Source organism: Methylobacterium sp. GXF4 (assembly GCF_000272495.1).
Lineage (GTDB): Bacteria > Pseudomonadota > Alphaproteobacteria > Rhizobiales > Beijerinckiaceae > Methylobacterium > Methylobacterium brachiatum.
The window spans coordinates 154,602-167,565 of sequence record NZ_AKFK01000050.1; the positions used below are offsets into that span (position 1 = coordinate 154,602).

General features: G+C 69.5%; 12 protein-coding genes. 2 read left to right on the forward strand and 10 right to left on the reverse strand.

All coding sequences use genetic code 11. From position 1 onward, the window contains the following. Window positions 1-78 precede the first annotated feature (78 nt). The 3 genes from WYO_RS07510 to WYO_RS07520 form a co-directional block, all read right to left on the reverse strand. Window positions 79-330, reverse strand: coding sequence for a hypothetical protein (locus WYO_RS07510; protein ID WP_007560827.1), 252 nt, complete (start codon window positions 328-330; stop codon window positions 79-81). Window positions 331-369: 39 nt separating this feature from the next. Then, a complete protein-coding gene (gene metF / locus WYO_RS07515) occupies window positions 370-1,290 on the reverse strand; it encodes a methylenetetrahydrofolate reductase [NAD(P)H] (RefSeq protein WP_007560829.1) in 921 nt (306 codons plus the stop codon). A gap of 77 nt (window positions 1,291-1,367) precedes the next feature. Further along, a complete protein-coding gene (locus tag WYO_RS07520) occupies window positions 1,368-2,378 on the reverse strand; it encodes a metalloregulator ArsR/SmtB family transcription factor (protein WP_007560831.1) in 1,011 nt (336 codons plus the stop codon). Window positions 2,379-2,502: 124 nt separating this feature from the next. Between WYO_RS07520 and WYO_RS07525 the strand changes: the two genes are divergently transcribed. Continuing rightward, window positions 2,503-3,084: a histidine phosphatase family protein gene (locus WYO_RS07525; RefSeq protein ID WP_007560832.1), complete on the forward strand. Its 582-nt coding sequence runs from the start codon at window positions 2,503-2,505 to the stop codon at window positions 3,082-3,084. 8 nt (window positions 3,085-3,092) lie between these two features. Here WYO_RS07525 and WYO_RS07530 read toward each other — a convergent pair whose 3' ends face one another. The 4 genes from WYO_RS07530 to WYO_RS07545 all read right to left on the reverse strand — a co-directional run bounded on the left by WYO_RS07530 (window position 3,093) and on the right by WYO_RS07545 (window position 8,848). After that, window positions 3,093-3,989: a bestrophin family protein gene (locus WYO_RS07530; RefSeq protein WP_007560833.1), complete on the reverse strand. Its 897-nt coding sequence runs from the start codon at window positions 3,987-3,989 to the stop codon at window positions 3,093-3,095. 419 nt (window positions 3,990-4,408) lie between these two features. Next, window positions 4,409-6,121 (reverse strand): enoyl-CoA hydratase-related protein, encoded by a 1,713-nt coding sequence (locus WYO_RS07535; protein ID WP_202948048.1) that lies wholly within the window; start codon window positions 6,119-6,121, stop codon window positions 4,409-4,411. A 424-nt stretch (window positions 6,122-6,545) separates the two neighbouring features. After that, window positions 6,546-7,466: an ROK family protein gene (locus WYO_RS07540; RefSeq protein ID WP_007560837.1), complete on the reverse strand. Its 921-nt coding sequence runs from the start codon at window positions 7,464-7,466 to the stop codon at window positions 6,546-6,548. After that, complete coding sequence (locus WYO_RS07545; RefSeq protein WP_007560838.1) at window positions 7,466-8,848, reverse strand: dicarboxylate/amino acid:cation symporter; 1,383 nt, start codon at window positions 8,846-8,848, stop codon at window positions 7,466-7,468. The genes WYO_RS07540 and WYO_RS07545 overlap by 1 nt, the downstream gene beginning before the upstream one ends. A gap of 492 nt (window positions 8,849-9,340) precedes the next feature. Between WYO_RS07545 and WYO_RS07550 the strand changes: the two genes are divergently transcribed. Beyond that, window positions 9,341-10,240: an NAD(P)-dependent oxidoreductase gene (locus WYO_RS07550; RefSeq protein WP_007560839.1), complete on the forward strand. Its 900-nt coding sequence runs from the start codon at window positions 9,341-9,343 to the stop codon at window positions 10,238-10,240. A 28-nt stretch (window positions 10,241-10,268) separates the two neighbouring features. Here the strand turns inward: WYO_RS07550 and WYO_RS07555 are convergent, their stop codons facing one another. The 3 genes from WYO_RS07555 to WYO_RS07565 are packed head-to-tail and all read right to left on the reverse strand — an operon-like array spanning window position 10,269 to window position 12,860. Then, on the reverse strand, window positions 10,269-11,063 hold the full coding sequence (locus WYO_RS07555; RefSeq protein ID WP_007560840.1) for an ABC transporter ATP-binding protein: 795 nt from the start codon (window positions 11,061-11,063) through the stop codon (window positions 10,269-10,271). Window positions 11,064-11,071: 8 nt separating this feature from the next. Then, window positions 11,072-11,881 carry an ABC transporter permease gene (locus WYO_RS07560; protein WP_007560842.1) on the reverse strand — a complete coding sequence of 270 codons (810 nt, stop codon included), beginning with the start codon at window positions 11,879-11,881 and terminating at the stop codon, window positions 11,072-11,074. Between the two features lie 4 nt (window positions 11,882-11,885). Then, entirely contained in the window at window positions 11,886-12,860 is a 975-nt protein-coding gene (locus WYO_RS07565) for an ABC transporter substrate-binding protein (RefSeq protein ID WP_007560844.1), read from the reverse strand. Window positions 12,861-12,964: the final 104 nt, after the last annotated feature.

Consider the following 12,964-nt stretch of genomic DNA (forward strand, 5'->3'; position numbering starts at 1 on the left):
GGCCCGCTGGCGCGGGCACCTCAGGATGAGGGCGCGGGTTGGCGTTTCAGGTTCGGACCGGCCCGGGAATGGTCCGCGTCAGTCCGTCTTTTCCAGGATGACGAGCCGCCTCTCGATCGCGTCGAGACGCTTCCCGACCCCCGCGGCCGCGCAGCGACCGAGCATCGATTCGCCCGTCATGGCTTTACGGAGATCGTCGCACTGGCGCTCCAACCTGTCGAAGCGCGCATCGACCGCAACGAATTGCCGGCAAACATCGGAGCAGCCCGTCTGCAACTCGGTCCGCATCTCCCGAAGAATCGGAAGAATCATATCCTGCGGTTCGGCCATCGTCCTGCCCCCTGCTGCGCCGTGTGGGCGCAGCTGAATCTAGGCCGCCGCCTTTTCCGCTGCCAGCTTCGGCGCCTGCGCGCGCAGGCCCAGCAGGTGGCAGATCGCGTAGACGAGGTCGGAGCGGTTCATCGAGTAGAAGTGGAAGTCCTGCACGCCCTCGTCCACCAGGTCGAGCACCTGCTCGGCCGCCACGGCGGCGGCGACGAGCCGGCGGGTCTCCACGTCGTTGTCGAGGCCTTCGAACCGGGCCGCCAGCCAGTAGGGCACCGAGGCGCCGGTGCGGCGGGCGAAGTTCGCCGCCTGCTTGAAGTTCTGCACCGTGAGGATGCCCGGGATGATCGGGATCGTGATCCCGGCGGCCCGCACCTTCTCGAGGTAGCGCAGGTAGACCTCGTTCTCGAAGAAGAACTGGGTGATCGCCTGGTCGGCGCCGGCATCGACCTTGGCCTTCAGCGCATCGATGTCCGCCTCCAGGGTGGCGGCCTCCGGGTGCTTCTCGGGATAGGCCGAGACCGAGACCTTGAAGTCGCCGATGCGCTTGATCCCCTCGACGAGCTCCGCGGTCGTGGCGTAGCCCTCCGGATGCGGCTTGTAGGCGTGGCCGACGCCGTCGGCCGGGTCGCCGCGCAGGGCCACGATGTGGCGCACGCCGACATCCCAATAGGCCTGCACCACCGCGTCGATCTCCTCACGGCTGGCATCCACGCAGGTGAGGTGCGCGGCCGGCTTGAGGGTGGTCTCGCGGATCATCCGGGCGACGGTGTTGTGGGTGCGCTCCCGGGTCGAGCCGCCGGCCCCGTAGGTCACGGAGACGAATTTCGGCTGGAGCGGGGCCAGCCGCTCGATCGAGGACCACAGGATCTTCTCCATCTCGTCGGTCTTCGGCGGGAAGAACTCGATCGAGACGCGGATCGGGTGGTAGCCGTCGCGGCTGGCGCGGTGGGTGGAACGGCGCATCGGGTCTCGTCCTCTATGTCGATCGGTTCAGACGATATGGGTGAACAGGGTTGCGTGGAGGTCGTCCGGCCCGCAGGTCAGGCGACCGCGCGCTGAAGCGGTTCCGCCTCGCGGCCGACGCCCATGTCCTGGGCGAGCCAGAGCGTGACGGTGAGCTGCCCGGCCTCCCGGGGCACCAGATCGCGGGTCGCGACCGTGGCGAGCCCGGCCTCGGCCAGCCAGTGGGAAACCTGGTCCGCGGAGAAGCCGAGGCGGCGGTGGGCCTGGCTGGTGCGCAGGAATTCGAGATCGTGCGGGGCGAAATCAACCACCAGGAGCCGGCCCCCGGGTGCGACGAGGCGCGCGGCGCCCCGCAAGGCGCGCGCCGGATCGTCCAGATAGTGGAGCACCTGATGCACCACCACCAGATCGAAGCTCGCCCGGGCGAAGGGCGGCGCGTGGATGTCGCCCTGGCGCAGGTCGACCCGCGACAGGCCCTGACGCTCCAGGTTGGCCCGGGCGACCGACAGCATGGCGTGGCTCGAATCGAGCCCGGTGGCGCGGGCGGCCCGCGGCGCGAGCAGGCCGAGCATCCTGCCCGTGCCGGTGCCCAGATCGATCAGGCTGCCGAGCGGGCGCTCGCCGAGCGCGTCGAGCACCGCCGCCTCGACGGTGGCCTCGGGGACGTGCAGAGAGCGCAGCTCGTCCCATTTCGGCGCCAGCCGGGCGAAGAAGGTCTGGGCCGCCTCGGCCCTCTGGGTACGCACCGCATCGAGCCGGGCGCGATCCTCCGAGAGCGGCGGCGTGGTCCGGTCGAGCCCGGACAGGAGCGGGTCGGCCAGGCCGGCCCGCGCCTCGGACAGCCGGAAGAACGCCCAGGCGCCTTCGCGATGGCGCTCGACGAGGCCCGCCTCGACCAGCAGCTTGAGGTGGCGCGAGATGCGCGGCTGCGACTGGCCGAGAATGTCGGTGAGGTCGGAGACCGACAGCTCGCCTTCCGTCAGCAGCGCCAGGATGCGCAGGCGCGTCTCCTCGGCCGCCGCGCGCAGAACGCCCAGGGCTTCCGGAAAGGGGATCGATCCCGCCGTGCGACTCTCAGCGTTAGACATAAAGATATGTTTATGTCCGTTTTCATAGCGGCGCAAGCGCGATGTTGGGCGTGCGACGCGGTGATTGGGCCGCGCGGTGCCGGATCGGCCCGGATGCGTTGACGACAAGCAGCCGGAGGCGTGCATGTCCGAGACCCAGCTCCCGCAGATCACCCTGGTCCGCCACGGCGAGACGGCCTGGAGCCGGTCCGGCCAGCATACCGGGCGCAGCGACATCCCGTTGACGCCGGCCGGCGAGGACGCGGCCCGCACCCTGGCGCCGCGACTCGCGAAGAAAAGTTACGCGGCGGTCTGGTCGAGCCCGTCGAGTCGGGCGGTCACCACCTGTGCCCTTGCCGGCTTCGGCGCGGGTCGCGTGATCGAGCCGGACCTGGCCGAATGGGATTACGGCGCCTACGAAGGGCGGACCACCAAGGACATCCTCACCGAGCGCCCGGGCTGGCGGCTGTTCCGGGACGGCTGCCCCGGCGGCGAGGATGCTGCCGATGTCGGCGCCCGGGCGGACCGGGTCATCGCCCGGATCCGCCCCCTGGACGCGGACCTGATCCTGTTCTCCAGCGCGCATGTCCTGCGCGTGCTCGCCGCCCGCTGGATCGGCCTGCCGCCGGAGGGCGGCGCGGTGCTGGTGCTCGGCACCGCGAGCGTCAGCGTGCTGGGCTACGAGCATGACCGGAGCGAGCCGGTCCTGCGCGGCTGGAACGGCTGACCCCTGCCCTACCGCAGCCAGTACCCGTCCGGCGCCAGCGGCGCCGGCATCGGCTCGCCGAGGGCGTGTTGGACGATGCGGTCGACGGCGCGGACCATCGCGTCGAGGGGCAGGTCGTTCGGCTCGGTGCCGAACGGCTCCTCCAGCTCGTCGCCCAGGGCATCGAGGCCGAAGAAGGTGTAGCCGACCAGCGCCACGACCACGGGCGTCGCCCAGCCGAGCGAGCCCGTGAGTCCCACCGGCAGGAGCAGGCAGTAGAGCCAGGCGGTGCGGTAGACGAGCAGCGTGTAGGCGAAGGGCAGCGGCGTGTTGGCGATCCGCTCGCAGGCGGTGTGAACGCCGGACAGCGCCTCGATCCGCGCCTCGATGAGGCCGAACTGGATATCGGTGAGGCGCCCGCTGCGCATCAGCCCGGCGAGATCGCGGGTCAGGGCGGCCAGGACCGAGTCGGTGGGATTGGGACCGCAAAGGTCTGATCCGGGGGCCTTCCCATCCACCGCCAGCGCCTCGTCGAGGCCGCGCAGGCGCGCGTGCAGGCCGTGCGCGAAGGCCGACAGCCTGCGCAACTGCGGCGCCGCCTCGGCGGGCGGCAGAAGCGCCGGCAGGAGGCGGGCGAGGTTGCGCACCTCGCCGATCAGGCTGCCCCAGACCTTCCGGGCCTCCCACCAGCGCTCGTAGCAGGCATTGTTGCGGAAGCTCAGGAAGATCGACAGGGCGAGGCCGACCAGCGTGAACGGCGCGACCCCCGCGGTCACCGGGAAGACGGCCGGCCAGCGCGCCTCCGCCCAGACCACCAGGCAGGCGACTGCGACGATGCCGACGAGCTTCCAGGCCACGCGCGGCAGGATCGAGCCCTGCATAGTGAACAGCAGGGTGAACAGGTTGGGCCGGGTGCGGACGATCATCGGGTCATCGGGTCTGGGACGGGCCCTCCCTGCCCTGCCCCTCGCGCCCCGACAAGGGCCGGCCCGGACACGTGACCGTGCGGGTGCCGCGTCATGTGCCGGAGCCCGTGCGACGGCAGCCCGTTCGCCAGCGGCGACAGCTTATCGGTGTCGGATTGCGGTTCTTATGACCGCTTACCAAGTTTGCGATGCGATAGCCGCCGGAGAAGCCACGGCGTGACTCCAAGGAACTGCAGGCGAGGTCGAATCCGGAGGGGGCAACCCAGAGCCGCCGAGAGTGCAGGACCCTGATGCCGCTGCGGTTGCGGATTCCGGATTCCGCGACCCCGGAATCACGGTGCGCGGGCGATTGTCTCGCGAGGGGCGAGAAGAACCCCGCCCCATCCGTCTTCCAATGCGCTCTGCCGGGCTGAGGACTCCTAAGCCGCAGCGTTCCGGATGACCTCCGGCGTGGCGCTGGTCTCGAGCCGCTTCAGCTCCGTCAGCATGCGGACCGAGAGCGGCGACCAGCAGGCCGGACGCTTGTGCACGAAGGCGCTGCGGGCGCGGTGATAGGGCGCGTCCGGCTGGTGGAAGTTCCGGTACATCTGCGTCAGCTCGTGCCGGCGATAGGCATCGAGCGGCCGGCGGTCCTCGTCCTCCTGGCGCTGCAGGCGCTTGCGGTCGGTGAGCGCGGCATGCCGCTCCGCCTGCGCGGCGGCGAAGGCCTGGACCGCCCGGGCGAACTGATCGGCATCGCCCGAGATGGCCTCGTCGGCCAGCCCGATCTCGGCGGCCCGCCGGCCGCTGATCGGCAGGCACGCCTCGGTCAACTGGACGGCGCGCTCCCAGCCGACCCGGCGGGGCAGCAGGTAGGTCCAGTATTCCGAGCCGTAGAGCCAGCCCATGTTGCGGTAATGCGGGTTGAGCACCACGCTCTGCCGGACCAGCACGAAGTCGGCGGCCAGCGGCAGGATCGCGCCGCCGGCGCCGGCATTGCGGCCGAGCGCGGCGACGACGACCGTGTCGGTCGCGGTGATGATCTCGCGCACCAGATCGTCCATGGCGACGATGTTGGCCCAGGATTCCGCCGCCGGGTCGGCGCTGGCCTCGATCTCGTTGAGATGGATGCCGTTCGAGAACAGGTCGTCACCGCCCTCCAGCACGATGACCTTGGCGGAGCTCTCCGCGGCCTGGCGGAACGCCGCCTGGAGCCGACGGCACTGCACCGTGCTCATCGCGCCGTTGTGGAAGTCGAAGTGGAGGTGGACGATGTCGCCCCTGCGCTCCAATCTCACCTCCTCGACCGGATTGGGATGCGCGAGGCCCGCCGGGACGGCGACGGGCAGGTCGGCCGGGATCCGGTCGCCCAGCGTGTCCAGGGCGCTGCGCTTGATCCCACCGCCGCCCTCCAGCTTCGGCTTCAGGCGGCCGATCCAGATCGCGCCGTCGACCGTCGCGCGGCAGATCGCGCCGCTCTCCGACCGGGCGATCACCGCGCCCGGGACGCCGCGCAGTTCGGGCTCCGCGCAGGCGGCATGGAGGTAGACCGGCAGGCCGTAGACCTCGTCGAGCACGCCGGGCACGCCGTCGGCCGCGTGGATCCGGGCGAGGATGTCGGCCGTCTCGCACCGGCTCCAGTCGATCCGGCGATCCGCCTGCTTCATCGACGGCCGCAGGCGCCCGAGGGCGGTCGGGGCGGCGTAGTCGAGCGGCCGGGGCCGGAAGCCCGGCGTCTGAAAATTGGCGAGGGCCTCCCACAGGCAGGAGATTGCGGCGTCGATCGCCTCACGCCGATAGACGCTGCTCTTGGGCGCCTGGCGCAGCGGGAAGTTGCGCGTCGCCCAGATCGGGCCGGCATCCATCTCGGCTTCCGCCTGCAGCAGGGTCACGCCCCACTGGGCCCATTTCTCCTGGATCGCCCAATCGAGGGCGGAGGCGCCGCGATCGCCCTCGATGCCCGGATGCACGATCAGCGTCAGATGCTCGCGCCAGATCCGCTCGGGGATCGCGCGGGTCAGGAACGGGGCGATCGTCAGGTCCGGGCGGAACGCGGCGAACGCATCTTCGAGGCGCTGCTCGTCGCCGCCGTAGATCTCGACCGCGACCTCGTATCCGGCATCGGACAATTCAACGAAAAATCGCTGCGTCATGCTGTTGAACGCAGACGAAACCAGGAGGACGCGCATCACGGGTATCCAAGACGTCGAAGGCTGATTCGAGTCCCGTCTCGGATTTCTTCCCTGTATACGTCCAATTCTAAGACGAATATCTTATCTGTTTTTTGGTATTTATAGTCTCGATCCGCCGATAAGTGATCAAATATTACTATCTACTTCAAGTAAAATTGAGTCGTTTATCTTCGGCGTGGCAACCTTATGCTTGGTATGAATTGGAGGCAAGCCGCAAATCCGGCGCCGCTGCCAGTGGACCCGCATCCCTGCGCATCCCGCGTGAGACCGGAGTGCCGATGCCTGCTTACGGTCGTGGTGTTGGGGCTTGTGCCCGCGCAGCGCGAAACTGTTCGGCTCGCGCGCGATCGGGGCCGCGTCGTCGGTCGCTGCGCCGGTCGGACGCTCAGTCCGCGTCCCAGAGCCAGGCTGCCCCGCGCACGCCCGAGGCATCGCCGTGCAGGCTCGCGCGAACCGGCGTGTCGAAGGCGTCGGAGAAGACATGGGGGGCGATCGCTGCGGGCAGGCCGGCGATCAGCTCGGGGATCCGCGACAGGCCGCCGCCGATCACGATCACGTCCGGATCGAGCAGGTTGACGACCTGGGCGGCTGCGCGGCCGAGGCGGTCGAGATGGGTCGCGAGCGTGTCGCGCGCCTGCGCGTCGCCGTCACGCGCGGCCGCCACGATGGCCTCGGCGGTGAGGGCGCCGCCGTGCCGCCTGGCGTGGTCGGCCGCCAGGCCCGGGCCGGACAGCCAGGTCTCGACGCAGCCCCGGCGGCCGCAATAGCACGCGGGCCCGGGCTGCTCGTCGGCCCGGGGCGCGGCCAGGGGGCCGTGGCCCCATTCTCCCGCGATCGCATTGCGGCCGGTCAGCACGCGGCCGTCGATGGCGATGCCGGATCCGACGCCGGTGCCCAGGATCACCGCCCAGACGACGCGCGCGCCGGCGCCGGCGCCGTCGACCGCTTCCGAGACCGCCAGGCAATTGGCGTCGTTCTCGATCCGCACCGGCCGGTCGAGCCGCTGCGCGAGGTCGATCCCGAAGGGGTGGCCGTTGAGCCAGTGAGAATTGGCGTTGCGCACGAGGCCCGTGGCGGGCGACAGGCTGCCCGGCATGCCGATGCCGACGCTGCACGGCGCGCCGGCCTCGGATTCCAGGCGGGTCACCAGGGTGGCCAGGGCCTCGATGGTGTCGCGATAGGCGCCGCGCGGCGCCGGCATCCGGGCCTCGGCCAGGGTCGCGCCCCGTGAATCCAGCACGATCCCGGCGATCTTGGTGCCGCCGAGATCGATGCCCAGGCGCGCCCGCCCGGTGGGCGCAGGCATCACTCCGCCGCGGCGACCTTGGTGACTTTGCTGTCGGTCCCCATCGGCTGCGGCGCGTGGTCGGCGATGTCGGTGCCGATTGCCACCGGATGGGCCATGACCTCGTTGAGCTTGACCATGTCGAGCTCGCCCTCCCAGCGGCTGACCACCACGCAGGCGACGCCGTTGCCGACGAGGTTGGTGAGCGCGCGGCACTCGGACATGAACTTGTCGATGCCGAGCACCAGGGTCATGGCCGCGACCGGGACCGGGCTGTTCGGGATCGCCGAGAGCGTGGCCGCCAGGGTGATGAAGCCGGCGCCGGTGACGCCCGAGGCGCCCTTCGAGGTCAGCATCGCCACCAGGATGATCGTCGCGTATTGCGCGAAGGTCAGGTCCGCCCCCACGGCCTGGGCCAGGAACAGCGTGGCCAGGGTCATGTAGATGTTGGTGCCGTCGAGGTTGAACGAGTATCCGGTCGGGACCACGAGGCCGACCACCGAATCCGAGGCGCCGAGCCGGCGCATCTTGGTCATCAGCTGCGGCAGCACCGTCTCGGAGGACGACGTGCCGACCACGATCAGCAGCTCGTCCTTGATGTAGGCGAGGAAGCGCAGGATCGAGAAGCCCGCGACCTTGGCGATGCTCCCGAGCACCACCAGCACGAACAGGATCGCGGTGACGTAGAAGGTGCCGACCAGCCAGGCGAGGTCGTAGACCTTCTGGATGCCGTACTCGCCGATCGTGAACGCCATCGCCCCGAAGGCGCCGACGGGGGCGAGCTTCACCACGATGCCGATGATCTTGAAGAAGATCTGCCCGGCGGTGTCGATCGCGCTGTTCACCGCGGCGGCGCGCTCGCCCAGGCTCGTCACGACGACGCCGGTGAGGATCGAGATCAGCAGCACCTGCAGCAGGTCGCCGGTGGCGAAGGGATCGAAGAAGCTCTTCGGGATGATCGCCAGGATGTGGGCGACGGTGGAATCGGCCGCCGCCTTGTTGGCGTAGGTCGCGACCTTGCTGGCGTCGAGCTTCGACGGGTCGGCGTTGAAGCCGGCGCCGGGCTTGATCACCTCGCCGACCAGCACGCCGATTAGCAGCGCCAGCGTGGAGACCACCTCGAAATAGACCAGCGCCTTCACGCCGACGCGCCCGACCTTCTTGAGGTCGCCGACCGACGCGATGCCGTGCACGATGGTGCAGAAGATGATCGGCGCGATCATCATCTTGATCAGGCCGATGAAGGCATCGCCGAGCCACTTCATCGCCTTGCCGGTTGCTGGGTCGTACCAGCCGAGCAGCACACCGAGCACGATGGCGATCAGGACCTGGATATAGAGGACCTTGTACCAGGGCTCGCGGGGGGCGCCGGGCGCGGTCGTCGCGTGGGTTGCTTGTGCCATATCCATCCCGTGCACGGTTGCCGTGCATCCTCCCAATGTGCCGGCACGCTAGCGATAATCGCCTTCCGCCTCAACGGCGGCCCGGTCATCACCGGCGAACCAAGTGTGACAAAAGCCTGTCGATCCCCGGCTGAAAGTCTTCTCGCCGTGGTTATTTGTCGGCGTTGCGTTCGGTGCGCCTTGCGGACCTGAAAACCGGATGTCCGTCTTTGTCGCATCGGACATGCTGCATCGTCCCCACCCGCCGTGAGTGGGACACGCCATCCAAGATTGCGGCGCCCCTTGATACGTCCGATACAGGTCCTCTCGAAGGGATGGCTGCGGCCTTCCGTCCTTGCGAGCGTAGCGAAGCAATCCAGGGACACGTTCCCTACGGGAATCGCGCGCCGCTCTGGGGTGCTTCACCGCGCTCGCCATGACGGCGCGGGGGGAGCGGGGCTGTCCCAAAGAGCGCCGCTGGCCTGGTCCAGGGCCGAAGGGGGAACGCGTCCGGTGCAGAAGCTCGCCATCCTCGGCCTCGGCGCGATGGGACTTCCCATCGCCCGCAACCTCGCGGCCAAGCGCGCCGCCTCCGAGACCCTCGTGGCGATGGATGCCGACCCGGCGCGCCTTGCCGGGCTCGAGGGGCCGGGCCTCGTCGCGACGGCGGATCCCGCCGCCCTCGACGGCGCCGAGGTGCTGCTCCTGTGCCTGCCGAACGGCGACGTGGTCGAGGCGGCCCTGTTCGGCGGGGATCGCCTGGCCGAACGGCTGGCGCCGGGGGCGATCGTGGTGGATCTCAGCACCATCGCACACGCCAAGGCGCTCGCCATCGGGTGCGCCCTGGCGGCGACCGGGCGGCGTTTCGTCGATGCCCCGGTCTCCGGGGCGCCGGCCGGCGCCGAGGCCGGGACGCTCACGGTGATGTGCGGCGGCGACGCGGAGACCGTCGCGGCGGTCCGGCCGCTGCTGGAGCGGATCGGCACCAGCGTCCTGCATATGGGGCCGGTGGGCTCCGGCCAGCTCACCAAGACGATCAACAACGTGCTCTACGACATCAACATCGCGGCGCTCGCCGAGGTGCTGCCGATGGCGGTGGCGATGGGGCTCGATCCGGACCAGGTCGCGCAGGTGGTCACCACGGGGACGAGCCGGAGCTACGCGTCGCAGTACTTCGTGCCGCGCATCCTCCAGGGCCGCTTCGACGAGGGCTATCCGATGGGCGCGGCCTACAAGGATCTCGTCGCCGCCGCGGCGATCGCGGCCGAGCACGGCTTCCCGATGCCGGTCACGGCGGCGGCCACCGCGACCTACCAGACCGCCCTGCGCCAGGGCCACGGCGACCGGGACAAGGGCGCGATGGTGCTGCCGTTCGAGGGCCTGCTCGGGGTGAAGGTCCGGTCCGGCGGGTGAGCGAAGCGGCCGCGCTCCGAAACGCCCGTCAATCCACCGCCGGCGCGTGCAGCTCCGCGTCGGTGAAGCGGGCCTGCTCCTCCATCACGAGCTGGCCCAGCTCGCGCTTGATCGCGTTGAAATCGGCGCTCGCCGGGTCGCGGGGCCGGGGGATCGGCACGGTGACGTCGCGCTTGATGCGCCCGGGCCGGTAGGTCATCACCAGGATGCGGTCGGCGAGGTAGATCGCCTCCTCGATCGAGTGGGTCACGAACACGATCGTCTTGCGGTAATCGGCCCAGATCCGGAGCAGCTCGTCCTGCAGCGTGCGGCGCGTCAGGGCGTCGAGCGCCCCGAACGGCTCGTCCATCAGCATCACCGGCGGGTCGAGGGCGAGGATGCGGGCGATGGCCACGCGCTGGCGCATCCCGCCCGAGAGATCCTTCGGGTAGCGTTTGCGGAAATCCGACAGGCCGAGCGTCGCGGTGATCCGGTCGACCGTCTCGTTGGCCTGGGCGCGGGGCACGCCCTTGATGTCGAGGCCGAAGCGGACGTTGTCCTCGACGCTCATCCACGGGAACAGGGCGTATTCCTGGAACACCATGCCCCGGTCCGGGCCGGGATCGACCACCGGCTTGCCGCCTACCGTGATCGTGCCCGAGGTCAGCGGGCTGAAGCCCGCCATCGCGTTGAGCAGGGTGGACTTGCCGCAGCCCGAGGGCCCGAGCAGGCACAGGAACTGGCCCTCCGGCACCGTCGCCGAGATGTCCTGAAGGGCGGCGACGCCCGAGGCGCCGCTGCCGAACACCTTGACGGCGTTCGCGACCACGATCTCTGCCGACATCGTCCGGGTTACCGCTCCAGGCCGCGATGCCAGCGCAGCAGGTGATCGTTGAGGCGGCTCATCGCCCCGTCGATGATCAGGCCGAGGATTCCGATCGTCAGCATGCCGCCGATGATCTTGTCCGACCACATATATTCCCGGGCCTCGAGGATCCGGTAGCCGAGCCCGTCCGAGACCGCGATCATCTCGGCGACGATCACCACGATGAAGGCGGTGCCGATGCCGATCCGCATGCCGGCGAGCACGAACGGGCTCGCGGCCGGCAGGATCACCCGGCGGAACATCGTCCAGGAGCCGGCACCGAGATTGCGGGCGGCGCGGATGTAGATCGAATCGACCTGCCGCACCCCCGCGATGGTGTTGACCAGGACCGGGAAGAAGGTGCCCAGCGCGATCAGGAACAGGGCCGGCGGGTTGCCGAGCCCGAACCACACGATGGCGAGCGGGATGTAGGCGATCGGCGGGATCGGGCGCAGGACCTGAAGCAGCGGGTTGAACAGGCCGTAGAGCCCGTCATTGGTGCCGAGCACCAGGCCGATCGGCACCGCGAGCCCGGCGCCGATCAGGAAGCCGGAGACCACGCGGGACAGGCTGGAGACCGCGTCATGCGGCATCTCGCCGGAGAACAGCCAGGACAGGTAGCTCTCCTGGCCGGGATCGTATGGCAGGGCCGGCAGCAGCCCGGACCACCACTTCACCGCCACCGCGCTCGGCGGCGGCAGCACCACGGCCGAGACGAGGCCGGTGCGGCTCGCCAGCTCCCACAGGATCAGCAGCGCGATCGGGATGAGGACGCCGCGAAGGTCGCGCAGGGCCATCGGATCACTCGACCTTCAGGTCGGCCTTGGCCTTCTCGAGCAGGTCGAGCTTGACCCACTCGGCATCGCTCTTGGGCGGGTTCTGCATCTTACCCAGCCCGTACTTGACCATGTAGTCGGTGGTCACCTGCATGTGGCCGGCGGGCATGGCGTAGGTGTAGCTCGCGTTGGCCATGCCGTCGCGAAAATCCTGGCTCGTGAGCTGGCCCTTGAACACCTGCTCGCGGACGTATTTCTCGGCGAGCGCCGGGTCGTCGATGAACGCCTTGGTGGCGGCCACGAACAGGCGCAGCACCTTGGCGGCCACGTCCGGCCGCTCGTTGTACATCTTCTCGGTCATTACCAGCGGCCGCACCGGCTTGCCGATCGGGGTGTCGTAGGGCTTGACCAGCTCGACGCCCCAGCCGGCGCTGATCGCCTGGGTGGATTGCGGCTCCGACTGGCAGATCACGTCGACGTATTTCTGCCCGAGCGCCTGGTTCAGGTCGGCGTAATTGTTGAAGTAGGTCAGCTGCACGTCCTTGCCGGGACGCTCGGACCAGGTGAGGCCGTGCTTGTCGAGCTCGGCCAGCAGCATCAGGTCCTGGGTGCCGCCGCGGACCGTGGCGACCTTGAGGCCCTTCAGCTCGGCCGCGCTCTTGGCGGGGAGGTCCGGCCGCTTGAGGATGCGCACGCCGCCATCGGCGAAGCCCGCGACCACCAGCAGCTTCACGCCGTTGCCGCGCGCGGCCACGGCGCCGTCGCCCCCCGAGGCCGCGATGTCGATTTGGTCGACGGCCATTGCCGGATAGATGTCGGCGCCCTTGGCGAACTGGCGCTCGTCGATCTTCAGGCCGAATTTCGGGGCGATCTCCTTCATGTAGGAGATGGCGCCGTAATGGGCGAATTTCAGGTTGCCGAGCCGGACGACGTCCTCGGCCCGCACCGTCCCGCCGAGGGCGACCAGCATTGCGCCGGCCGTGATCAGGCCCTTCAACATGGATGTCTCCCCCGACCGGACGGCGTGAGCCGTCTCGCAGCGCGGCCTTCGTGATGGGCCGTTCAGCGCAGTATAACGAATACAGCCCGAGAAGTAATCCGCCT

Excerpts from the sequence above, each read along its gene's own strand:
- WYO_RS07530 (WP_007560833.1), bottom strand. The coding sequence starts at position 3,989 with ATGATCGTCCGCACCCGGCCCAACCTGTTCACCCTGCTGTTCACTATG.
- WYO_RS07540 (WP_007560837.1), bottom strand. The coding sequence starts at position 7,466 with ATGCCTGCGCCCACCGGGCGGGCGCGCCTGGGCATCGATCTCGGCGGC.
- WYO_RS07555 (WP_007560840.1), bottom strand. The coding sequence starts at position 11,063 with ATGTCGGCAGAGATCGTGGTCGCGAACGCCGTCAAGGTGTTCGGCAGC.
- WYO_RS07560 (WP_007560842.1), bottom strand. The coding sequence starts at position 11,881 with ATGGCCCTGCGCGACCTTCGCGGCGTCCTCATCCCGATCGCGCTGCTG.
- WYO_RS07510 (WP_007560827.1), bottom strand. The coding sequence starts at position 330 with ATGGCCGAACCGCAGGATATGATTCTTCCGATTCTTCGGGAGATGCGG.
- WYO_RS07545 (WP_007560838.1), bottom strand. The coding sequence starts at position 8,848 with ATGGCACAAGCAACCCACGCGACGACCGCGCCCGGCGCCCCCCGCGAG.
- metF (WP_007560829.1), bottom strand. The coding sequence starts at position 1,290 with ATGCGCCGTTCCACCCACCGCGCCAGCCGCGACGGCTACCACCCGATC.
- WYO_RS07535 (WP_202948048.1), bottom strand. The coding sequence starts at position 6,121 with ATGACGCAGCGATTTTTCGTTGAATTGTCCGATGCCGGATACGAGGTC.
- WYO_RS07520 (WP_007560831.1), bottom strand. The coding sequence starts at position 2,378 with ATGTCTAACGCTGAGAGTCGCACGGCGGGATCGATCCCCTTTCCGGAA.
- WYO_RS07525 (WP_007560832.1), top strand. The coding sequence starts at position 2,503 with ATGTCCGAGACCCAGCTCCCGCAGATCACCCTGGTCCGCCACGGCGAG.
- WYO_RS07565 (WP_007560844.1), bottom strand. The coding sequence starts at position 12,860 with ATGTTGAAGGGCCTGATCACGGCCGGCGCAATGCTGGTCGCCCTCGGC.